18 protein-coding genes and 1 other RNA gene are annotated in these 20,357 nt (G+C 74.8%); 8 read left to right on the forward strand and 11 right to left on the reverse strand.

The genetic code is table 11. From position 1 onward, the window contains the following. Positions 1-80 precede the first annotated feature (80 nt). Complete coding sequence (gene yaaA, locus ACZ7IF_RS25785; protein WP_470975600.1) at positions 81-881, reverse strand: peroxide stress protein YaaA; 801 nt, start codon at positions 879-881, stop codon at positions 81-83. Between the two features lie 258 nt (positions 882-1,139). Between yaaA and ACZ7IF_RS25790 the strand changes: the two genes are divergently transcribed. Beyond that, positions 1,140-2,582 (forward strand): RNB domain-containing ribonuclease, encoded by a 1,443-nt coding sequence (locus ACZ7IF_RS25790; RefSeq protein ID WP_470975602.1) that lies wholly within the window; start codon positions 1,140-1,142, stop codon positions 2,580-2,582. A 148-nt stretch (positions 2,583-2,730) separates the two neighbouring features. After that, positions 2,731-3,648: an AraC family transcriptional regulator gene (locus ACZ7IF_RS25795; protein ID WP_470975604.1), complete on the forward strand. Its 918-nt coding sequence runs from the start codon at positions 2,731-2,733 to the stop codon at positions 3,646-3,648. 105 nt (positions 3,649-3,753) lie between these two features. Here the strand turns inward: ACZ7IF_RS25795 and ACZ7IF_RS25800 are convergent, their stop codons facing one another. Together ACZ7IF_RS25800 and ACZ7IF_RS25805 are read right to left on the reverse strand one after the other, a co-directional pair. Next, complete coding sequence (locus tag ACZ7IF_RS25800) at positions 3,754-4,563, reverse strand: hypothetical protein (protein ID WP_470975607.1); 810 nt, start codon at positions 4,561-4,563, stop codon at positions 3,754-3,756. Then, positions 4,560-5,294 (reverse strand): MerR family transcriptional regulator, encoded by a 735-nt coding sequence (locus ACZ7IF_RS25805; RefSeq protein WP_470975610.1) that lies wholly within the window; start codon positions 5,292-5,294, stop codon positions 4,560-4,562. The genes ACZ7IF_RS25800 and ACZ7IF_RS25805 overlap by 4 nt, the downstream gene beginning before the upstream one ends. 77 nt (positions 5,295-5,371) lie before the next feature. Here ACZ7IF_RS25805 and rnpB point away from each other — a divergent pair. Beyond that, positions 5,372-5,774, forward strand: an RNA gene (gene rnpB, locus ACZ7IF_RS25810) — RNase P RNA component class A. A 62-nt stretch (positions 5,775-5,836) separates the two neighbouring features. On the opposite strand, the gene ACZ7IF_RS25815 is transcribed toward rnpB, so the two are convergent. Then, positions 5,837-6,559 (reverse strand): DUF4352 domain-containing protein, encoded by a 723-nt coding sequence (locus tag ACZ7IF_RS25815; protein WP_470975613.1) that lies wholly within the window; start codon positions 6,557-6,559, stop codon positions 5,837-5,839. A gap of 186 nt (positions 6,560-6,745) precedes the next feature. Here ACZ7IF_RS25815 and ACZ7IF_RS25820 point away from each other — a divergent pair, with 186 nt between their 5' ends. Continuing rightward, positions 6,746-8,740, forward strand: coding sequence for a serine/threonine-protein kinase (locus ACZ7IF_RS25820; RefSeq protein WP_470975615.1), 1,995 nt, complete (start codon positions 6,746-6,748; stop codon positions 8,738-8,740). A gap of 60 nt (positions 8,741-8,800) precedes the next feature. On the opposite strand, the gene ACZ7IF_RS25825 is transcribed toward ACZ7IF_RS25820, so the two are convergent. Genes ACZ7IF_RS25825 through ACZ7IF_RS25835 form a run of 3 tightly spaced genes read right to left on the reverse strand, consistent with a single transcriptional unit; the run spans position 8,801 to position 11,768 of the window. Beyond that, a complete protein-coding gene (locus ACZ7IF_RS25825; protein ID WP_470975618.1) occupies positions 8,801-10,168 on the reverse strand; it encodes a bifunctional RNase H/acid phosphatase in 1,368 nt (455 codons plus the stop codon). Next, the gene (locus ACZ7IF_RS25830) at positions 10,168-10,911 is read right to left on the reverse strand and encodes a zinc ribbon domain-containing protein (RefSeq protein WP_470975694.1); all 744 of its coding nucleotides are present in this window, start codon (positions 10,909-10,911) and stop codon (positions 10,168-10,170) included. Before ACZ7IF_RS25830 ends, ACZ7IF_RS25825 begins: the two co-directional genes overlap by 1 nt. Beyond that, positions 10,908-11,768, reverse strand: coding sequence for a Nif3-like dinuclear metal center hexameric protein (locus ACZ7IF_RS25835; RefSeq protein ID WP_470975621.1), 861 nt, complete (start codon positions 11,766-11,768; stop codon positions 10,908-10,910). Before ACZ7IF_RS25835 ends, ACZ7IF_RS25830 begins: the two co-directional genes overlap by 4 nt. Before the next feature lie 176 nt (positions 11,769-11,944). Here ACZ7IF_RS25835 and ACZ7IF_RS25840 point away from each other — a divergent pair, with 176 nt between their 5' ends. Both ACZ7IF_RS25840 and ACZ7IF_RS25845 read left to right on the forward strand, forming a co-directional pair. Then, a complete protein-coding gene (locus ACZ7IF_RS25840) occupies positions 11,945-13,111 on the forward strand; it encodes a hypothetical protein (RefSeq protein ID WP_470975624.1) in 1,167 nt (388 codons plus the stop codon). Positions 13,112-13,156: 45 nt separating this feature from the next. Next, positions 13,157-13,792 (forward strand): HAD family hydrolase, encoded by a 636-nt coding sequence (locus ACZ7IF_RS25845; protein ID WP_470975627.1) that lies wholly within the window; start codon positions 13,157-13,159, stop codon positions 13,790-13,792. Positions 13,793-13,843: 51 nt separating this feature from the next. Here ACZ7IF_RS25845 and ACZ7IF_RS25850 read toward each other — a convergent pair whose 3' ends face one another. The 3 genes from ACZ7IF_RS25850 to ACZ7IF_RS25860 are packed head-to-tail and all read right to left on the reverse strand — an operon-like array spanning position 13,844 to position 16,793. Then, a complete protein-coding gene (locus tag ACZ7IF_RS25850; RefSeq protein WP_470975630.1) occupies positions 13,844-14,785 on the reverse strand; it encodes a 3-oxoacyl-ACP reductase in 942 nt (313 codons plus the stop codon). Between the two features lie 37 nt (positions 14,786-14,822). Continuing rightward, on the reverse strand, positions 14,823-15,899 hold the full coding sequence (locus ACZ7IF_RS25855; protein WP_470975633.1) for a Zn-dependent alcohol dehydrogenase: 1,077 nt from the start codon (positions 15,897-15,899) through the stop codon (positions 14,823-14,825). Between the two features lie 21 nt (positions 15,900-15,920). Next, positions 15,921-16,793: a MaoC/PaaZ C-terminal domain-containing protein gene (locus ACZ7IF_RS25860; RefSeq protein ID WP_470975636.1), complete on the reverse strand. Its 873-nt coding sequence runs from the start codon at positions 16,791-16,793 to the stop codon at positions 15,921-15,923. 248 nt (positions 16,794-17,041) lie between these two features. Here ACZ7IF_RS25860 and ACZ7IF_RS25865 point away from each other — a divergent pair, with 248 nt between their 5' ends. Further along, positions 17,042-17,401, forward strand: coding sequence for a response regulator (locus ACZ7IF_RS25865; RefSeq protein ID WP_470975697.1), 360 nt, complete (start codon positions 17,042-17,044; stop codon positions 17,399-17,401). A gap of 66 nt (positions 17,402-17,467) precedes the next feature. On the opposite strand, the gene ACZ7IF_RS25870 is transcribed toward ACZ7IF_RS25865, so the two are convergent. After that, on the reverse strand, positions 17,468-18,772 hold the full coding sequence (locus ACZ7IF_RS25870) for a cytochrome P450 family protein (RefSeq protein ID WP_470975639.1): 1,305 nt from the start codon (positions 18,770-18,772) through the stop codon (positions 17,468-17,470). 366 nt (positions 18,773-19,138) lie between these two features. On the opposite strand from ACZ7IF_RS25870, the gene ACZ7IF_RS25875 reads away from it, so the two are divergent. Then, positions 19,139-20,353 (forward strand): amidohydrolase family protein, encoded by a 1,215-nt coding sequence (locus tag ACZ7IF_RS25875; RefSeq protein ID WP_470975642.1) that lies wholly within the window; start codon positions 19,139-19,141, stop codon positions 20,351-20,353. Positions 20,354-20,357 lie beyond the last annotated feature (4 nt).

The following is a 20,357-nucleotide window of genomic DNA, read 5'->3' on the forward strand; positions in this document are numbered from 1 at the left end:
GACACTGCCCCCCAGGCCGTCTCCTCCTTCACGCGCCGCTCGCGGCCGAGCCGCGCGAGCGGCGCGTGGAAGGGCGGGGCTCAGTGGATCTGGGTGACGACCACGTCGAGGGACCAGGCCTTCGCCGGCTTCGCGGGCGCCTCGGCCTCCACCGCGTAGCCCAGGTCCCGCAGGGCCGTCACCAGCTCCGCCGGCGACGCCGGGACGGCCCCGGCGAGCAGCAGGTCGCGTACCAGGCGGCCCTTGGTGGCCTTGTTGAAGTGGCTCACCACCGACCGCTTCTCCACCCCGTCCACCACCTGCGAGTGCAGCACCCGCACCGTGGCGGTGCGGCCCGCCGTCTCCCCCTTCGGCTTCCACGCGGACGCGTACGCCGACGAGCGCAGGTCCAGCACCAGCCCGTCCCCGGCCGCCTGCGGCATCACCTCGGCCATCGGCGTGCGCCAGTACGCGCCCAGCGCGCCCAGCCCCGGCAGCTTGACCCCCATCGAGCAGCGGTAGGAGGGGATGCGGTCCGTCACCCGCACCGCGCCCCACAGCCCGGAGAACACCAGCAGCGTCCGCTCGGCCAGCTCGCGCGCGGGCGCCGGGAGCCCCGCGAGGTCCAGGGCGTCGTAGAGCACACCGGTGTAGATCTCCCCGGCCGGGCGGGCCGGTGCCGAGAGCAGGGCGGCGTTCTTCGCGACCTCACCGCGCAGGCCCTCGCTGAGCCCGAGCACCTCGCGCGCCTTCAGCTCGTCCCCCGCGCACAGCTCGACGAGCTCCTCCAGTACGGCCGCCCGCGCGGGGGCCAGGCCCGGCAGCGACAGGGACGCGGGGTCGAGCGGTGCGCCGGAGCCGCCGGCGGCCTTTCCCTCGGAGGGCGGCAGCAGCACGAGCACGGTGGTTCTCCTTCAGACGACGCGGCGCAGGGGATGCGGCCCCCGAGCCAGGGTAGACGGCCCGCCGCCGCCCGGGCACGGGCGGACGGCCACGGCCGCGCCCACCGGCCGGCCGGGCCGTGGGCGGCCGTGGCCTCGTCCGCGACAGGCTCGACGCCGTCTCCCGCCGTCGTACGGAACCCTTTGCGCGCCGCGTTCCGCCGCGCGGCGGGTTTCGCGGCCCGCGCGGATCCGCCGGACACGGCCTACGCTCGGTCCATGCCACGCCGTCACATGCACATGGCCGGAGCGGACGGGGCGGTCCTGCGCGCCGCGCTGGGCGACCTGCGGACGCGACTGGGCGTGCCCGGGACCTTCCCGGCCGAAGTGCTCGCCGAGGCCGAGCGGGCGGCCGCCGCTCCCCGGCTGCCGTCCGAGGACATGACCGGCCTCCCCTTCTTCACCGTCGACCCGCCCGCCTCCGTGGACCTCGACCAGGCCATGCACCTGGCGAAACGGTCCACCGGCGGCTACCGCGTGCACTACGCCATCGCCGACGTCGCCGCCTTCGTCAGCCCGGGCGGCGCCCTCGACGCCGAGGCCCACCGCCGGGTGACCACCCTCTACTTCCCCGACGGGAAGGTCCCCCTGCACCCGGCCGTGCTGTCCGAGGACGCGGCCAGCCTGCTGCCCGACCGGACCCGCCCGGCCCTCGTATGGCGGCTGGACCTGGACTCCGACGGCCGGGTCGAGACCACCGACGTCCGCCGGGCCCTGGTCCGCAGCCGGGCCAAACTCGACTACGACGGCGTGCAGAAGGCCATCGACACCGGCACCGCCGAACCCTCCCTGGCCCTGCTGAAGGACATCGGGACCCTGCGCGAGGCCCTGGAGGCCGAGCGCGGCGGCATCTCCCTGAACGCCCCCGAGCAGGAAATCGTCGAGCGTGACGGCTCCTACAGCCTGGACTACCGGGCCCCGCTCCCGGCCGACGGATGGAACGCCCAGGTCTCGCTGATGACCGGCATGGCGGCCGCCGAGCTGATGCTGGCCTCCGGCACCGGGATCCTGCGCACCCTCCCCGCCGCCCCCGACGGAGCGGTCGGGCGGCTGCGCCGGGCGGCGAAGGCCCTGCGGATCGACTGGCCGCACCACGTCCCGTACGCGGCGCTGGTCCGCTCCCTCGACCCGCGCCTCCCGGCGCACGCCGCCTTCCTCCAGGAGTGCACGGCCCTGCTGCGCGGCGCCGGCTACACGGTCTTCACCGGCGGCCGGACCCCGGACCCCGCCCTGCACGCGGCGGTCGCCGCCCCGTACGCGCACTGCACCGCCCCGCTGCGCCGGCTCGCCGACCGCTACGCCGGCGAGCTGTGCGTGGCGGCGGTGGCGGGGGCGGAGCCCCCGGCGTGGGCGGTCGAGGCGCTGGAGGCGCTGCCGCACGAGATGGCGGAGGGCACCCGGCTGGCCAACTCGGTCGAGCGGGAGTGCGTGGACCTGGTGGAGGCGGCGCTGCTCAAGGACCGGGTCGGGGAGACCTTCGAGGCCACGGTCATCGACGTGAAGGAGCAGGAGCCGAAGGTCGGGACCGTCCACCTGGAGGAACCGGCCGTGGTGGGACGGGTCGAGTCGCCGGCGGAGCGGCTGCCGCTCGGGGAGCGGATCCGGGTCCGGCTGACCCAGGCCGACCCGGGCACCGCGAAGATCCTCTTCGCCCCGGCGTAGGGCCCCCGGCGCAGGGCCCCCGGACGGGCCCTGCGGGACCTCCCGCACGGCCCGCCGCCCCGGGGTATGGCCCTCGGGGGGCGGCTCTGCCATCATCTGCGCACCCCGCGGCGCCACCGGCCGCGCGAGCGCCCCGGGAGGCCCGGAGTTGGGTGCCGCCGAACGGCCCGTGGGGCCGTGTCCCGCCGGAGCCCCGGCGCCGGCCCCGCCGGTGCGCCGGCCCGCCGCCGTGCTGCGCCCGCACATCGTCAACTACACCGGCTTCGACACCCGTTTCGCGGCGCCCCGGCGGCGCCTGGAGCTGCCCACCGGCTTCGTCACCCTGGTCTTCACCTTCGACGAGGGCCTGTGGGTGACCCGCGGCGCCGAGCTCGCCACCGCCCGGCTGCGGCCCGCCGCCGCCTCCCGCGCCCTGATCGGCGGCCCCCGCACCGGCCCCGTGATCGGGGTGCACGCGGGCGCGGTGCACGGGCTGGAGGTGAACATGAGCCCGCTCGGCGCGTACCGGCTCTTCGGGGTGCCGATGGCCCACTTCGAGCGGAGCCTGGTGGACCTCGCCGACGTGTTCGGGCCGGGCGGGCGGCAGCTGGCCGAGCGGCTCCGGGCCGCGGACGGCTGGGCCGCCCGCTTCGACCTGCTCGACTCCGTCTTCACCGCCCGCCTGGACCGGGGCCCGGCCGCCGCCCCCGAGGTGCGCGGCGCGCTCGCCCGGCTGTGGACGGACACCGGCCCGGGTGCGCCGGCCCGGGCGGGGGCGGAGGCCGGCTGGAGCGCACGCCGGCTGCGTGCCCGGTTCCGGGAGGAGGTGGGGCTGCCGCCCAAGGCCGTGGCCCGGCTGTTCCGGCTCCAGCACGCGCTGCGCCGGCTCGCGGCCGGTACGCCCCCGGCCGAGGTGGCGGCCGCCTGCGGCTACCACGACCAGGCGCACCTGGGCCGGGAGGTGAAGGCCATGACGGGTCTGCCGCCCGCCCGGTTCGCGCTGCTGCGCGGCGGCCTCCCGCCGGGCTCGGCGCTGGACCGGGTGCCGGGCCGCATCACGAGCGTGCTGCTCCCGCCGCCGGCCTGACGTACCCCGGGGCCGATTTCTACAAGACAGGGCCCGGCCGGCTTGTCACGCTCGGCGTACGACTCCTCCTCCCCCCGGAGAGTCCCCACGCAGTGCGGCAGCCCGTCACGGGGGTGCGGGTTGCCGCAGTGCGGTCACCAGCGCGCGGGGGTCGTCGGCGTGGAAGCGGATCGTACGGGCCCTGGCCCGGGCGCCGAGCGGCCGGCGGAAGTCCAGCGGGCGGTTCAGCTCCAGGGTCACGGTCGTCTGGCTGCCCACGATCAGGTCGAGCACCCCGTCCTCGGAGAGGGTGACGAGCCGCCCCTCGGGGTAGCGGCGCTCCACCCGGGCCGAGGCCACCGCGTCCGGCGGGACGGTGAGGTCGAACAGGGCCCCGTAGCGGATCCGCAGCGAGCCGTCGGCCCGCAGCACGTGCGGGCGGGTCACGCAGGCCGCGTGCATGGCGAGGACCAGCAGCACCCCGTAGACGTCGAGGACCAGCACCACGCGGTGCACGGCGGGCCAGGGGATGAGCACGGCCAGCCCGACGGTCTCGATCACCGACACGAAGAGCAGTCCGTACATCATGGCCGTCTGCGGTCCGGTGTACCCGGCGGCGAGGTCGCCGGGGCCCACGCCGTGCCCGCGGCGCACGGTCCACCGGCCGAGGGAGGCGATGGCCCGCAGCTCGTGCAGCAGCAGCCGCAGGACCGGCTCGGGCACGACGGCCCGTACGGCCCGCCGCCAGGAGCCGGTGCGCCGCCGCAGCGAGCCCAGCACCCGGGCCTCCAGCAGCAGCGTCCCGAGCACCAGCGCCCCGGCGGCGGCCGTCGCCCACCCGGGCGGGCGCACCCCGGCCGCGAGGCACAGTACGAGGACCAGCTCGCCGGGTATGACGGCGCAGGCCGCGATCCGCGCGGCCCGTACGGCGCTCATGCCCGCCCCTTCCCGGTGAAGGCCGCCATCACCCGGCGTACGACCTCCGCCTGCGCGGGGGCGTAATCGGCGAGCAGCGCCTCCTCGAAGCCGGGGACGGCGGGCCCGCCGGACCGGATCGCGGCGAAGGCCTCGTCCGGTACGGCGGCGACCATCGCCTCGGCGAGCGGGCCGATCCGGGGGTCGTCGACGGGGGCGTCGGCCAGTTCGTCGAGCCGCTCGTACAGTGCGAGCACCGCGGGGTCGGCGGCCAGCCGCCCGAGGACGGAGTACAGCTCCTCCCCGACGGCGCCGGTGGCGTCGAGCAGGGTCAGGTGCTCGCGGTCCTTCGCGGCGGCCGGCGAGCCCGTCGCGGGGGTCCTCGCCAGCAGTGCGGCGAGCGCCGGGGAGACCGGCTCGCCCTCCCCCGGCCCGGCGGCGAGCAGCACGGCCAGCCGGCGCCGGCGTTCGGCCAGCTCGGCCTCCTGCCGCGCGAGGTCGGCGTCCAGTTCGTGGAGTACGTCGGCCAGCTCGCGCCCCGCGTCGTCGGCCAGGACGTCCCGCACCTCGTCGAGGCTGAGCCCGAGCTCGGTGAGCCGGCGCACCCGGGCCAGCAGCACGGCGTCGCGCACGGTGTAGGCCCGGTATCCGTTGGGGCGCCGGCGGGGCTCCGGGAGCAGCCCGACATGGTGGTAGTGCCGGATCGCCCGGGTGCTGAGCCCGACGAGCGCGGCGATCTCTCCGATCCGCATGCCCCTCAGTAGAAACCCTGCCGCTGCGTCAAGGTCAAGCCGCCACGGACAGCCGGTAGCATGGTCGGCACGACAGACGAGTCGGCCGGGCGGCCGCGTCGGGGTCCCCGGATCCCGCCGAGGAACGTCCGGGCTCCACAGGGCAGGGTGGTGGGTAACGCCCACCCGGGGTGACCCGCGGGACAGTGCCACAGAAAACAGACCGCCGGGGGCTTCGGCCTCCGGTAAGGGTGAAACGGTGGTGTAAGAGACCACCAGCGCCTGAGGTAACTCAGGCGGCTAGGTAAACCCCACCTGGAGCAAGGTCAAGAGGATCCGTCCCCGGACGGGTCTGCGCGAACGCTTGAGGGCTGCCCGCCCGATGTTCGCGGGTAGACCGCACGAGGCCGGCGGCAACGCCGGTCCTAGATGGATGGCCGTCTCCCCGGCGACCGCGAGGTCTCCGGGTGACAGAACCCGGCGTACAGGCCGACTCGTCTGTCGTTCTCCTTCTCTCCCCCGGGCCGTGCCCCGCCGGAGCGGGGCCCGCCGGGGCCGCGCGGCTACTTCACGGGCGCGCTGTACGTCTTGCCGATGAAGCCGTTCCTGAAGTGGACCGTCTTCGCGGTGATCTTGCCCTTGACCGTGATGGTCCCGGTGGCCTTCTCGCCCTTGGCGAGCTTGACGGTGTCGATCTGGTCCTCGGACGCCGCCAGCTCGATCTGCTTGCGCGTGCCGTCCTCGGCCATGACCTCGAAGTAGAAGACGTTGACGTCGACTTCCTTGGCGGCGTTGTTGACGATGGTCACCTGTACGGAGGTGTAGTCGCTGCCCTGGGCGAGGATGCTGGGCTTGAAGGCCGTGGGCGAGGCGGTCAGCACCACGTCGGCGTTCTTGTCGGCCGTCCCGGCCGGCGCCTCGGAGTTCCCGGGCGCGGGCTGCATCGGCGCCGCGCTGGGGACCGAGGAGGCGCCGGGCACAGAGGGCACCGCGAACCCGGTGTCCTTCTTGGTGCCGCTCTTGGAGGCACCGGTGATCGCCGCGCCGCAGGCGAAGAGGACCAGCGACAGGAGGACCAGGCCGCCGCAGCCGAAGCCGATGATCTTGCCGGCGTTGCTCTTCTTCGGGGGCTGCGGCGGGACCGGGTAGCCGTAGGGCGGCGGCTGCTGACCGTAGGGCGGTGGGGGCTGCTGGCCGTAGGGCTGCGGCGGCTGCTGACCGTACGGCTGCTGCGGCTGCCCGCCGTAGGGCTGCTCCGGCTGCTGGCCGGGGTATGGGGTGGTCATGGGGACTCCTCCGCTGGGTGGTTGCCGTCTGGCTCAGGGCCGGATGCCGAACACCCTCGGAAGGAGCGCCACGAACTTGGGACATGAGCGCCGCCCAGCTTAATAAAACGCCAAAGCGTGACATGGGAAGTCCCAAAAATGAGACGGTCTCCTCCGAATCAGCCGCGCTGACAGAGAGAAGCCCCCTTGAGAAGCACCGCCCCCGGCGGGCGGGTTCACCCCGCCCGCCCCGGCGACCCGAAGAGGATCGGCCCTTACCGGATCATCGGGCGCCTCGGCACCGGCGGCATGGGCACCGTCCACGCCGCCCTCGATCCCCGGGGAACGCGGGTCGCGGTCAAGGCCGTTCACCAGGCGCAGGCCCAGGACCCGGAGTTCCGGGCCCGGTTCCGCCGCGAGGTCGCCCTGTCCGCCCGCGTCCAGGGCCCCTGCCTGGTGCCCGTGCTGGCGGCCGACACCGAGGCCGAACGCCCCTGGCTGGCGGCGGAGTACGTACCCGGCCCGACCCTGGACCGGCACCTGGCCGCCCACGGCCCGCTCACCGGCGGCAGCCTGTACGCCTTCGCCGCCGGGACCGCCCAGGCGCTCTCGGCGATCCACCGCGCGGGCGTGGTCCACCGCGACGTGAAACCGCAGAACGTCATCCTGAGCCCGGCCGGCCCGCGGATGCTGGACTTCGGCATCGCCCACGCCGCCGACGGCACCTCGGTGACCCGGACCGGCGTCATGACCGGCACGCCGGGCTGGATCAGCCCCGAGCACTACCGCTCCGGCACGACCGGCCCGGCCGGGGACCTCTTCGCCTGGGGCGCCCTCGTGGCCCACGCCGCCACCGGCCGCCTCCCCTTCGGCACCGGCGCCCCCGACGTGGTCGCGTTCCGCGTCATGTCCGGGGACCCCGACCTCGACGGCGTCCCCGCCGCGCTCCGCGAGGTGGTGGAGGAAGCCCTCGCGAAGGCCCCCTCGGCCCGGCCGACGGCCGAGCGGGCCGCCGCGCGCTGCGCGGCCCTGCTGTCCGCGGAGGCCACCCAGCTCCTCGCCGCCGGTGTCGCGCCCACCCTGGCCGGCGACCCGATCGCCGCCCAGTGGCACCTGCCCGCCGTGGACGACCCCGCGTGGCCCTCCCCGCCGGCCCCCGGCCGGGGGCGCCTGCTGCTCGCCGTGACCGTGGGCGCGGCCGTCCTGGGCGGGGCCGTCGGCGGACTCCTCGCGCTGCCCGCCGCGACCCGCGACGACGGCCGGGCGGCCGGAACCCCGGCCGTCGCCTCCCCCGGGAACGCGGCCCGCACCACCGGTACCCCGGCCGCCCCCGCCCCGTCCGGCAGCGGCGGCCCGCCGTCCGACGCCAAGGGGGCGGCGGCGGACGGCGGGCCGACCCTCGCGACCTGGCGGCAGGCCCGCGCGGCGCAGACGCCCGCCGAGCACGACGCCCATCCGTCCATCGGCACGGGAGCCTGGCTCGACCCCTCCGACCACCCCGCCCAGCAGTTCGCCCTGACCTTCCACCAGCCCCGGGGCGAGGTCTACGTCACCTCCGGCGGTCCGGAGCTCGACGGCGGTTCGCTCCGAGAGGTCGCCCGGGCCGCGTGCCTGGGCCTGCGCCACCTCCGCACCGCCTACCCGGACCTCCCGTACGGCACCTTCGTGATCGTCGACACCGGTCGCGCGGGAGGCCCCGGCATCGCCTGGTCGGACGACTTCCGTACGAACACCACCTGTTCGGCCTCCCTCACAGACCGGGGCACCGACCGCACCAGCACTCCGCCGGCGGGGCAGGCCGCCGACTGGTACCCGGCCGCGGGAGGGCTGGCCGTCGCGAAGATCCCCTCCAGCGACGCGGACGAGATCCGCGTCGCCGACCGGACCGCCACGTCGCTCATCGGCGAGTGGAACGGCAGCCCCGCCGCCGGGTCCGGCGGCCGGCTCGGCCACGAGAACCTGGCCGTCGGCTTCGACCCGGCCGGCCGGGTCATGTACGTCTGGGCGGTCAAGCCCCTGTGGGACCGGGCCACCCGCGAGGACTGGGCGCTCAGGGCCGCGCGGCGGGCCTGCGCGGACCTCGCCTCCGAATCCGCGAGGTCGGCCGGCTGGCCCTACACCAGGTACGCGGTCTTCGCCGAAGACGCCTCCGGCGGCGGCGAGTTCCTGCGCTGGGGCACCGCCGGCAGCTGCGGGGACTGACGGCGTGAAGGCCCCCGCCCGTGGACGGGCGGGGGCCTTCACGCGCACGTGGCGCGGACGTCAGCGCAGGTGCGAGGTGTCGTTCAGGAGCCGGACCGAGGCGTTGCCGTCGGCGTAGTAGGCCACTGCCGACAGGGAGGCCGCGGAGAGCTCCATCCGGAACAGGGACTCCGGCGGGGCGCCCAGCGCGAGCCGGACCAGCGTCTTGACCGGCGTCACGTGCGTGACCAGCAGCACCGTGCGGCCCGCGTGCGCGGCCAGCAGCCGGTCGCGCGCCGCCGACACCCGGCGGGTGACGGCGGTGAAGCTCTCGCCGCCGCCCGTGGGGGCCGCCCTCGGGGAGTCCAGCCACGCCTGGAGGTCGTCCGGGAAGCGCTCCCGCACCTCGGCGAAGGTCAGGCCCTCCCAGGCGCCGAAGTCCGTCTCGCGCAGGCCCTCTTCGACCGCGACCGGCAGCCCGAGCCGGTCGGCCACGGCCTGCGCGGTCTCCCGGCAGCGGCGCAGCGGGGAGCTGACGACGGCCTGTACGGTGCCGCGCGCGGCCAGCGCCTCGGCGACGGCGGCGGCCTGGCGGCGGCCGGCCGGGGACAGCTCCGGGTCGGTGCCGCCGCTGCCGGAGAAGCGCTTCTGCGGGGTCAGGGCGGTCTCGCCGTGGCGCAGCAGCACCAAGGTGGCGGGGGTCCCCATGTCGGGTCCGCCCCATCCGGTCCCGGTGGCGGCCGGAGCCCCGTCGACGGCGGTCGCGGCCGCCGCGGGCGCGCCGGCCGGGGCCGGGACGCGGGCGGGGGACGCGGTCAGGGCCTCGGCACCGGCATCCGCGAAGAGGGTGTCCGCACCGGACGCGGCCGCACCGCGGGCGGCCCGCACGTCGGCGGCACCCTCGCCGGTCCGCGTACCACCGCCGGAGGCGAGGGCCGCGCGGACCGCCGCCGCGCCCTTCGCCGCGTCTCCCGGAGGCCCGGCCAGGGCACGGGCGGGGGCGAGGTCGGCCGTGGAGGCGGACGGCTCCCACTGCTTGCCGCGCTTGCCCGCGTCCATCGCCTCGTTGGCGAGCCGGTCCGCGTGCTTGTTCTTCTCGCGCGGGATCCACTCGTACGTGACCTGCGCACGCGGGAGGATCTTCGCCGCCTCGGCCGCGAGCGGCTTCATGTCGGGGTGCTTGATCTTCCAGCGGCCCGACATCTGCTCCACGACGAGCTTGGAGTCCATCCGGACCCGTACCACCGCGTCCGGCGCCAGCTCGGCCGCCGCCCTCAGGCCCGCGATCAGGCCCTTGTACTCGGCGACGTTGTTCGTGGCGACGCCGATGAACTCGGCGCGCTCGGCCAGGGTCTCACCGGTGGCCGGGTCGAGGACGACCGCCCCGTAGCCGGCGGGGCCCGGGTTGCCCCGGGAGCCGCCGTCCGCCTCCACGACGAAACGCGGCATCAGATGCCCGAGTCCGCCGCACGGACCAGGATGCGGCCGCAGTTGTCGTGGCGTACGACCTGGTCGCGGGCCGCGGCCTTGATCTCGTTGATCTCGGCCATGTCGAGCTCCAGCCGGCAGCCCTCGCAGCGGCGCTGGTACAGGCGCGCGGCGCCGACCCCGCCCTGCTTGACGCGGATCTTCTCGTACAGCGCCATCAGGTCGGACGGCATGGAGGCCACGATGACCTCGCGGTCCTTGGCGGTCTTCGCGGCCTCGGCGTCGAGCTCGCCGGTGGCGGCGTCGCGGCGCGCGGTGGCGTCCGTCAGCTTGGCCTCCAGCGCGGAGACGCGCCCGGTGATCTCGGTGACGCGCTCCTGCGCGCCCTCCAGCCGCTCCATGACCTCCAGGACGACGTCCTCCAGGTCGGCCTGGCGCTTGGCGAGCGAGGCGACCTCGCTCTGCAGGTTCGCCAGGTCCCGGGCCGAGATGCCCGCGCCGGAGTCGAGCCGCTGCTGGTCCCGGGCCGCGCGCTGGCGCACCTGGTCGACGTCCTGCTCCGCCTTGGTCTGCTCGCGGGCGGCGTCGCTGGCCTGCGTCTGGGCGGCGACGAGGAGGTCGCGCTGCTGGCTGAGGTCCTTGGTCAGGGAGTCGACCTCGGCGTGCTCGGGCAGCGACTTGCGCTTGTGGGCGAGCTGAGACAGCCGGACGTCCAGGGCCTGGACGTCGAGAAGTCGGATCTGGTCGGCGGGCTCGGCGTTCAGTTGGGGGCTCCAGAGGCACTAGAAGGGGGTGTGGCGGACGGCGCGTGCGCCGTCCAGGGGTCGGTGACCGTGCGCGAGACGTGGGTCCGCAGACCCCAGCCGTGGCGCTCGGAGATCGCGTCGAGCTGGGCGGCGGCCTGCTCGCACCAGGGCCACTCGGTGGCCCAGTGCGCGGCGTCGACGAGGGCGAGCTGGCTCTGCTCGCGGGCCTCGGACACCGGGTGGTGGCGCAGGTCGGCGGTGAGGAAGGCGTCCACGCCGGCGGCGCGGACCTGCGCGAAGAGGCTGTCGCCGGAGCCGCCGCTGACGGCGACGGTGCGGATCAGCGCGTCCGGGTCGCCGGCGGCGCGGATGCCCTGCGCGGTGCGCGGCAGCCGGGCGGCGGCGCGGGCGGCGAACTCGCGCAGGGTCTCGGGGTGGTCGAGCTCGCAGATCCGGCCCAGGCCCCGGCGGCCCGCCGGGTCGGTGGGGTCGGGTACGAGGGGGCCGGTGACGCGCAGGTCGAGGGCGCCGGCGAGGGCGTCGGAGACCCCGGGGTCCGCGGTGTCGGCGTTGGTGTGGGCCACGTGCAGGGCGATGTCGTTCCTGATCAGGGTGTGCACGACACGGCCCTTGAAGGTGCCCGCGGCGACGGTGGTGGTGCCGCGCAGGTAGAGGGGGTGGTGGGTGACGACCAGGTCGGCGCCGAGCTTCAGCGCCTCGTCGACGATCTCCTGTACGGGGTCCACGGCGAACAGCACCCGGGTGACCTCGGCATCGGGGTCGCCGCAGACGGTGCCGACGGCGTCCCACTCCTCGGCCCGCGAGGGGGGCCAGAGAGCGTCCAGCGCGGCGATGACTTCAGAGAGACGGGGCACGGGGCAAGGCTACCGTCCGTGGCGACCGGTGGTCCCCTGGCCGGGGCGGCAGCACAACCGCATCCCCCGCCACTGGTGAATCGGTGGTCGGCCACCCGTACGTGTGAAGCGGGCTGGGTCGTGTTGTTCGGCTGGAAGTGCGAAAACTAGCTTCCTCTCCGGAGGTGACGGCCCGGATGACTGTCTGTGCCACCGAGATCACGACGACCACCGCGCTCCCGGACCCCGAGGCCGGTGGGCCGCCCGAGGTCCCCGGCGCGCCGGAGGCTCCCGAGGCCCCGGCCCCGGCGGTCCCTGCCCCGCCGGCCCCGGCCCTGGCGGTCTCCGCCGACGGGACGTACGCGGCCCGGCTGGCCGGCGAGGGCGAGGCACGCTATCCGGAGCGCTGGACGCTGGGCGGTCCGGAGCCGTACGCGGTGCCGCTGCCCCTCGCGCAGCCGGAGGAGGCCGACAGCGAGGTGCTGGCGCTGGCCGACGGGCAGGTGCTGATCCACCGCCGGGTCGCCGACCGGCACGAGTTCTCCCTCCTCTACCCCTCGGGCGCGCCCTCCGGCCCCCGCACCGGGGAGTGCCGGCTCGGCTCGGTCGACGCCGAGGAGGGGCTGCGGGTCCGCCTGCTGCCGCCGTCCCCCGACGGGTGCGGGGCCTACGCCCTGGCGGTGGGGGACGGGGAGAGCACCGTCTGGCAGGTGGCCGGGGGCTCCGGCGGGCCCGAGCGGGTCGCGGTGGTCCCGGGCCGCTGCTCGGGCGGGGTCTGGCTGGACCGCGCGGGCCGGCTCCTGGCCCTGGACCGCGAGGCCGACGGCCGCACCAAGGCCGTCGCGGTGGACCTGGGCCGGGGCGGGGTGGTCAGCCCGCTGCTCCAGATCGCCGAGGACAGTGACGACCGGCTGCTGCTGGCGGCCCCGGACAGCGGGCTGCTGCTGATCCGCTCGGACGCCCCGGGCGAGCCGCGGCTCGGCTGGGGGGTGCTGGGCAGCGAGCGCCCGGTCCGCTTCCCGGAGTGCCTGAGGCTGGAGGACGCCCACCCCTTCGCGGTGCAGCCGGGCCAGGTACTGATGCCGGAGACCTGCGGGGTGGCGCTCCGGGTGGGCGGGGCCGGCCTCGCGCTGTGGCGTCCCGCCGACCGGTACGTCTTCCGGCTCGGCGCCCCGGAGGGCTGGCTGGGGAGCGGGCTGTGGAGCCCGGACGGGCGGCTGCGCCTGCCGTACGCCACCCCCGGGGTGCCCTGCGGCGTCGTCAGCCTGAGCCAGCCCGCCGCCCCGCCGCCCCCCGTGCGCGTGGACCCGCCCCCGGCGCCGGCCGCGCGGCCGGTGCCGCTCCAGCAGGCGCCGCTGGGCTGAGGGCCGTACGGGAGCGCGTACGAAGCCCCGTGATAGGGAGAGGGGATGAGCGACACCGAAGCCCCCGGCGCCGACAGGCCCTTCGACGCGGTCCTGTGCGACCTCGACAACGTCATCCGCTTCTACGACTCCAGCCTGCTGACCGAGCTGGAACGGACGGCCGGCCTCCACGTGGGCACCACGGCGAGGCTCGCGTTCTCCCCCGAGCTGGACGGGCCCCTGCTGCTGGGCCGGATCACCCGGGACCAGTGGGCGGAGGCGATAGCCGACCGGCTCCGGGAGGACTTCTACGAGCCGCGGGCGTGGGAGCTGGCCGAGGCGATGACCCGGTCCCCCTTCACGGCCGACGAGGCGGTGGTGTCCGTACTGCGCGGGGCGCGGGCCGCCGGGCTCTCGCTGGTACTGGTGACCAACGCCGCCCTGGACCTGGACGAGGACCTGGCGGCGATGGGGCTCACCGACCTCGCCGACCACGTCGTCAGCAGCGCCCGCGAGGGCGTCGCCAAGCCGGACCGGGAGATCTACGCGATCGCCGCCGAACGGGCGGGCGCGGCGCCCGGGCGCTGCCTGTTCGTGGACGACCGGCCGGAGAACGTGGAGGCGGCCGTCGCGTTCGGGATGACCGGGCTGCACTACCGCGGGCCGGCCGATCTGCACGCGGCGCTGGCCTTCCTGTCCTGAGGGAGCGCGGCGGCGGCCCTGGGGTCCCCTCCCCGGGCCGCCGGACACCCCCTAGCCGTGCTTGAGGCCGAGGACCTCGGCCGCCGCGAAGGTCTCGTTCGGCGGGCGGGAGTCGTAGTGCGGGGTGAGGAGCCCGTCGAGCTCCTCGAAGGAGAAGGCCTCCTTGGCCGTGTCGAACTTCGCGGCCACCCGGGGGCGTTCCATCACGACGACGATCCCGCCGTGCACGACGAAGAGCTGTCCGTTGGCCTTGGCGGAGGCCGGCGAGGCCAGGTAGCCGACCAGCGGGGAGACGTGCTCGGGGGCGAGGGCGTCGAGCTTGCCCTCCTGCGGGACCTGGAAGCCCGCGAAGACGTCCTCGGTCATCCGGGTGCGGGCGCGCGGGCAGATCGCGTTGGCCGTCACCCCGTACTTGGCCAGCGCCAGCGCGGTGGAGGTGGTCAGCCCCACGATGCCGCCCTTGGCGGCCGCGTAGTTGGGCTGCCCGGCCGAACCGCCGAGGAAGGCCTCCGAGGATGTGTTGACGATCCGCCCGTACACCGGGCCGCCCGCCGCCTTGGACCGCTCCCGCCAGTGCGCGGCGGCGAAGTGGGTGGTGTTGAAGTGGCCCTTGAGGTGGACCCGGATCACCGAGTCCCACTCGTCCTCGGTCATCGAGAAGACCATCCGGTCGCGCAGGATGCCCGCGTTGTTGACCAGGACGTCGAGCTTGCCGAAGCGGGAGACCGCGAGGCCCACCAGCTCCCGGGCCTGCTCGAAGTCGGCCACGTCGCCCAGGTGCGCCACCGCCCGGCCGCCCGCCGCGCGGATCTCCTCGGCCACCTCCTCCGCCGGGGCGGCCGAGGCCTCGCCCGAGCCGTCGCGGCCGCTCTGCCCGAAGTCGTTGACGACGACGCTCGCGCCGAGCCGGGCGAGTTCGAGCGCCTCGGCCCGGCCGAGGCCTCGGCCGGCGCCGGTGACGATGGCGGAGAGCCCCTCAAGTGGGAGTGACATCCGTAGCGTTCCTCTCAGCGGTCGGTGAGCAGCGGTCTCAGAGTTCGATGCAGGTGCGCAGGGCCACGCCGGTGCGCATCTGGTCCAGGGCGTCGTTGATCTCGGCCAGGTTCACCCGGTGGGTGATCAGGTTCTCCAGGTCGATCCGGCCGGCCCGCCACAGCGCGATGGTGCGCTCGTAGGAGCGGAGCACGTCGCCGCCGCCGTACATCGACGGCAGGATCTTCTTCTCGTCGAAGAACAGGGAGAACATGTTGACCTGGAAGTCGTCGTCGAGGGCGCCCGCGCCGACCACGACGACGGAGCCGCCGCGGCGCGTCATCTCGTACGCCTTCTGCGCGGTCGCGGACTTGCCGACGACCTCGAAGACGTAGTCGAAGCCCTCGCCGGCCGTGATCCGGTTCTTGGCGTCGGCGAACTCCTCCGGGGAGACGGCCTCGGTGGCCCCGAACCGCAGTGCCGCCTCCCGCCGCGAGGCGACCGGGTCGACGGCGGTGATCTGCGCGGCTCCCTGGACCTTGGCGCCCTGGATGACGGAGATGCCGACGCCGCCGCAGCCGATGACGGCGACCGAGGAGCCCGCCTCCACCTTGGCGGTGTTGATGGCCGCGCCGAGCCCGGTGGTGACGCCGCAGCCGATCAGCGCGGCGATGTCGAAGGGCAGGTCGTCGGGGATCGGGACGGCGCAGGCGGCGGGGACGACCATCTCCTCGGCGAAGGTGCCGGTGCCGGCGAAGCCGAAGATGTCGCTGGCCGCCCGCTTGAAGTTGGGGGTGGCGACGTTCCCGAAGGCCTCCAGGCACAGGTGGCCCTGGCCGCGCTTGCAGGCGGGGCAGTGGCCGCACGGCGGCAGCCAGCAGACGAGGACGCGGTCGCCGATCCTGTGGGAGGTGACCCCGTCGCCGACGTCCGTGATCACGCCGGAGCCCTCGTGGCCGGGTATGAAGGGGGCGGGCTGCGGCAGTACGCCGCTCATCGCGGAGAGGTCGGAGTGGCACAGGCCGGTGGCCTTGATCCGGATCCTGACCTTGCCGGGGCCGAAGCCCACGGCCTCCATGTCGTCGACGACCTCGAGCTTGTCCTGGCCTATCTCGCTCTGCAGTGCTGCGCGCACGGTGCGGCTCCTTAGTGGGTGCTACGAGTGTTCGACGACGGTGTCGGCGAGGACCGGCGCGTCGTCCCGTTCGGCGGCGGTCACCGAGACCAGTACGCGGCCCTCCTCCCGCCACATCCGGATGCGCAGCGTCTCCCCCGGGAAGACGATCCCGGCGAAGCGCGTGCGGTAGGCGCGGACCCGGGACACGTCCCCGCCGAGGACGGTGTCGACGACGGCCTTGAGGGTCATCCCGTACGAACAGAGGCCGTGCAGGATCGGCTTGTCGAAACCGGCCAGCTTGGCGAACTCCGGGTCGGCGTGGAGGGGGTTCCAGTCCCCGGAGAGGCGGTAGAGCAGCGCCTGCTCCTCGCGGATGTGCCGTTCCTCGGTGCGGTCGGGGGCGCGTCCGGGCAGCTCCTCCTTGACGGAGGGGCCGCGCTCGCCGCCGAAGCCGCCTTCGCCGCGTACGAAGATCTGCGCGTCGCTGGTCCACAGCGGCCCGTCGGCGTCCGCGACCTCGGTGCGCAGCACGATCACCGCCGCCTTGCCCTTGTCGTAGAGGGCGGCGACCTTGGCGGAGGAGGTGGCGTTCCCCTTGACGGGGATGGGCCGGTGCAGCTCGATGGACTGGCCGCCGTGCAGGACGTTGGCGAGGTTGACCTCGATGCCGGGGGCGGCGAGGCCGCCCAGCATGGCCATGCCGGCTCCGGCGACGGTGGCGAAGCTGGGCAGGACGTGGAGCTTGGACTCCAGGGTGTAGCGCAGTTCGTCGGGGTCCGTCGCCAGGCCCTGCCCGTGCAGCGACGCTCCCGCTCCGAGGCCGAGGTGGTAGAGCTGGATGTCCTTGTGGTCCCAGCCGATGTTCCCCCGGCGGGGTTCGGCGGCCAGGGCCCTCGCGGCATCGATCGGCATGAGGATGCTGCTCCTTCGGTTCCTTGGAAGACCTCGGCACGGCCGTCCGCACCGTCGGCCGCACCGAGGTCGTATGCGGAGCCGGACGCCGGACGCGTTCTAGAACGCGTTCTAGCGTCGGCTGAAGGCATGTATAACGCACGCCCAAGCACTTGGGAAGACTCCTGACTTCACGTCAGATCACCTTTGGCCGAGGCGTGTTGCCCCCTGCCTCGGACACCGGCGGTTACGCTTCGCCGGTGGACGAAATGCCCGTGACGCACCGGCCCGCGCGCTCGCTGCGCGTCCTGCTGGAGCCGCCGGACCCGGCCCTCGCACTGCTGCTCCGCCTCCAGCCGGACATCGAGGTGGTGGACTCCCCCGTGGCCCGGCCCGAGGTGGCGCTGGTGGAGGAGGTCGCCGCGGTGACCGCCCTGCTCGCCGAGGATCCCGAATGCCGGGTCCTGGTCACCGCCCGCTCCGCCCACCCCGGCCTGCCGGAGGCGGCCCTGGCGGCGGGCGCGGCGGGACTGGTCCTGCGGGACGGCCCCGTCGAGGACCTGGCGGACTGCCTGCGCCGGGCCTCCATGGGCGAGACGGTGATCGACCCCGCGCTCGCCGGTCCGTAGGCGCACGGGTGCGCGTACGGCCCCCCGCCGGTGACGGCGGAGGGCCTCGGGGCGTCCTGCGCGGGCTCAGCCCGCGGGCTTCGTCCAGTCGTCGACCGTCCGCGAGGGGTCCAGCGCCACCGGCAGCCGCTCCAGCCCCCGGAAGGCGGGGAACGGCCCCTTCAGCCAGTCGCCGCCGTGCGCCGACGGCATCGCCAGCACCATGTCCGGGAAGCGGTCCAGCAGCGCCGTCAGGCAGATCTCCAGCTCCAGGCGGGCCAGCGGCGCGCCCAGGCAGTAGTGCGCCCCGAAACCGAAGCCGAGGTGGTTGCCCTGGAGCCCCTCGCGGGTGATGTCGAGCTTGTCGGGCTCGGAGAACTTCTCCGGGTCGCGGTTCGCGGAGGCGATGGCGATCTGGACGACCGCACCCCGCGGAATGAGCGTCCCGCCGATCTCCACGTCCTCCAGCGCGTAACGGAAGGTGGAGGTTTCCACCGATCCCTCGAAACGGACCATTTCCTCGATCGCCTGTGGCAGGAGTTCCCGGTTCTCCTGGACGGCCTTCAGCTGCTCCGGATTGGTCAGCAGGCTGTAGACGCAGTTGCCGATCTGGAGGGTGGTCGTCTTGTGGCCGGCGAAGAGCAGCACCCAGATCATCGAGACGAGTTCGTCGTCCGTCAGCGGTTCCTCGTCGTGCGGGGTCTCCGCCAGCACGCTCAGGAAGTCGTCGGTGGGATTCTCCCGGGTGCGGTGGATCAGGTCCGTGAAGTAGTCGCGCAGCCAGTGCTCGGCCTCGACCAGTTCGTGCTTCAGGTCCCGGCTGAAGCGCGAGCGGGTCACCTGGGCGAACCACCGCAGCACCTCGACGCGCTCGTCGCCGACGATGCCGAGCAGCTCGCAGATCACCATGACGGGCAGCGGCAGCGCGAAGGCCGCCATCAGGTCGACGGGCTCGTCCGTCGGACACCGGTCCAGCAGGTCGTCCACGAGCTCCTGGATGTGCGGGCGCAGGTCCTTGACGTGGCGCGGGGTGAAGGCGGTCTTGGCGATGTGGCGCAGCCGCGTGTGCCGGGGCGGGTCCGCGAACAGGAGGTTGTCGTCGAGCGCCTCGCACGCGTCCCCGAAGAGGGCGTGGTAGGTGTCGATGGCCTCGTGCATGTCCTTGCCGATGCGGTGGTCGGCGAAGACCGCGTGGGCGTCCTCGTACCGGGTGACGAGGTACGTGTCGACCCCGTGGCCGGGGGTCAGCCGGGCGATCGGGGCCTGTTCGCGCAGCGACCGGTAGACCGGATAGGGGCACTGCCGGTATTCCGGCGTGCCCTTCGTCACCGCTGCCACCGCGTCTTCGAGCGCGGGTCCGTCCCCCACTGCCACGGTCGGTTCAGTCGTCACGGCCCATACCTCTCGGGTAACCCGGAATTGACAGTCGGCTCCTTTCCCTGGGGCGAATGAAGACAAAACCGCGTTGACCCGTTCGGAGCCGAATCCTCCCCCTCGGGAATGTCCGGGCGGCGGCGGCCCGGTCCCGCCCTAAGGGCTGTCCCGTAATCCCCGGCGGGCGCACGACGTCGGCTACGGCACCTCGCTGCGTTGTCGGAACGCCCGAATACGCCCAGTACGGGGGCGCCCCTCCGCCTTGCGATGCACCGCATCCGACGCCGTGCGCCGATCCACCGGGGATTACGGGACAGCCCTTAAGGTGTGCGCTGATCCCGTTCCGCGATCCCGTTACGCGGCCCGAAGAGAGGGAATGCGCGCATGCCGGAATACGGTGGCGGCGGTTTCACCGCCAGTGGTGCGTCACTGACCGACTCCACGGCCCCGGAGGACGACGGCAGCCGGGCCGTGATCGACGTCCACCACCACTTCTGTGCCCCGGCGTGGCGGGAGTGGGGTGAGGCGCGGGGGCTGGTGAACCCCCGGGCGCTGCCGCCGTGGGCCCACTGGGACGCGGAGTCCGCGCTCGCGATGATGGACCGGGCCGGGATCGCCACGGCCGTGCTCAAGCCGATGCTGCCCGCGCGGTACGAGAGCTCCGCGCAGCTGCGGGAGGCCGTCACGGTGACGCTGCGGGCGGCGGTGGAGGCCGTCGAGGCGCATCCGGGGCGGTTCTTCTTCCACACCCCGCTCTTCCTGGACGACCCGGAGGTCTCCTCCTGGGCGCTGCGCCACGGGCTGGACGAGCTGGGCGCGGTCGGCGTGAACGTCACCGCCAACTACGGCGGGGTGTACCTGGGGGATCCCGTGTACGACGGGATCTTCGCCGAACTGGACGAGCGGGCCGCGGTGGTGGACACCCACCCGCACAACCTCCCGGCCGTACCGGCGGGCCCGCCGACGGGTGCGGGCGGGCCCGGAGCGGCGGGGGCCTCCGGCGGGCCCGGAGCGCGCGTGGCGGTCGACGGCCCGGGGGCACCGGGGCCGGGGGATCCGTACGGGGCCGGCGGGCCGGGGGCCCCGGGGCGGCCCCGTACCCCCGCGACGGCCGGCGGGCCGGGGGCCGGGGGGCCGCCCGGGGTCACCGTGCCCGGGCTGCCGAACTTCCTGTGCGACTTCCTCCTCGACACCACCCGCGCCGCCGCCAACATGATCCGCAACCGGACCCTGGACCGCTTCCCGCACCTGTCGGTGATCCTGCCGCACGGCGGCGGCTTCCTCCCGCACATCGCGACCCGGCTGGAGGCCTTCGCGGGCTCCTTCGACCCGCCGGTCGAGCCGGCGCTGGTCCGGGACCACCTGCACCGCTTCTACTACGACACCGCCGGCCCGATGTCCCCGGCCGGCACCCTGCTGGCCACCGTGGACCCCGCCCGGATCCTGTTCGGCAGCGACTGGCCGGCCTGCCCCGCCGACATGGTCGCGGACGTCGCCGTCCCCGCGCTGGCCGCGGACCCGGCCCTGACGCCCGCGCTGCGCCGCGCCGTCAACCGGGAGAACGCGCTGCGCCTGATGCCGCGGCTCGTGCCGGCGTAGGAGC

Source organism: Streptomyces sp. NPDC037421 (genome assembly GCF_055602105.1).

Bases quoted from the DNA above. Each gene is read 5' to 3' on its own strand.
- ACZ7IF_RS25825 (WP_470975618.1), bottom strand. From the start codon at position 10,168: ATGCCGCGTTTCGTCGTGGAGGCGGACGGCGGCTCCCGGGGCAACCCG.
- ACZ7IF_RS25840 (WP_470975624.1), top strand. From the start codon at position 11,945: ATGACTGTCTGTGCCACCGAGATCACGACGACCACCGCGCTCCCGGAC.
- ACZ7IF_RS25805 (WP_470975610.1), bottom strand. From the start codon at position 5,294: ATGCGGATCGGAGAGATCGCCGCGCTCGTCGGGCTCAGCACCCGGGCG.
- ACZ7IF_RS25815 (WP_470975613.1), bottom strand. From the start codon at position 6,559: ATGACCACCCCATACCCCGGCCAGCAGCCGGAGCAGCCCTACGGCGGG.
- ACZ7IF_RS25875 (WP_470975642.1), top strand. From the start codon at position 19,139: ATGCCGGAATACGGTGGCGGCGGTTTCACCGCCAGTGGTGCGTCACTG.
- ACZ7IF_RS25845 (WP_470975627.1), top strand. From the start codon at position 13,157: ATGAGCGACACCGAAGCCCCCGGCGCCGACAGGCCCTTCGACGCGGTC.
- ACZ7IF_RS25860 (WP_470975636.1), bottom strand. From the start codon at position 16,793: ATGCCGATCGATGCCGCGAGGGCCCTGGCCGCCGAACCCCGCCGGGGG.
- ACZ7IF_RS25800 (WP_470975607.1), bottom strand. From the start codon at position 4,563: ATGAGCGCCGTACGGGCCGCGCGGATCGCGGCCTGCGCCGTCATACCC.
- ACZ7IF_RS25790 (WP_470975602.1), top strand. From the start codon at position 1,140: ATGCCACGCCGTCACATGCACATGGCCGGAGCGGACGGGGCGGTCCTG.
- ACZ7IF_RS25850 (WP_470975630.1), bottom strand. From the start codon at position 14,785: ATGTCACTCCCACTTGAGGGGCTCTCCGCCATCGTCACCGGCGCCGGC.
- ACZ7IF_RS25865 (WP_470975697.1), top strand. From the start codon at position 17,042: ATGCCCGTGACGCACCGGCCCGCGCGCTCGCTGCGCGTCCTGCTGGAG.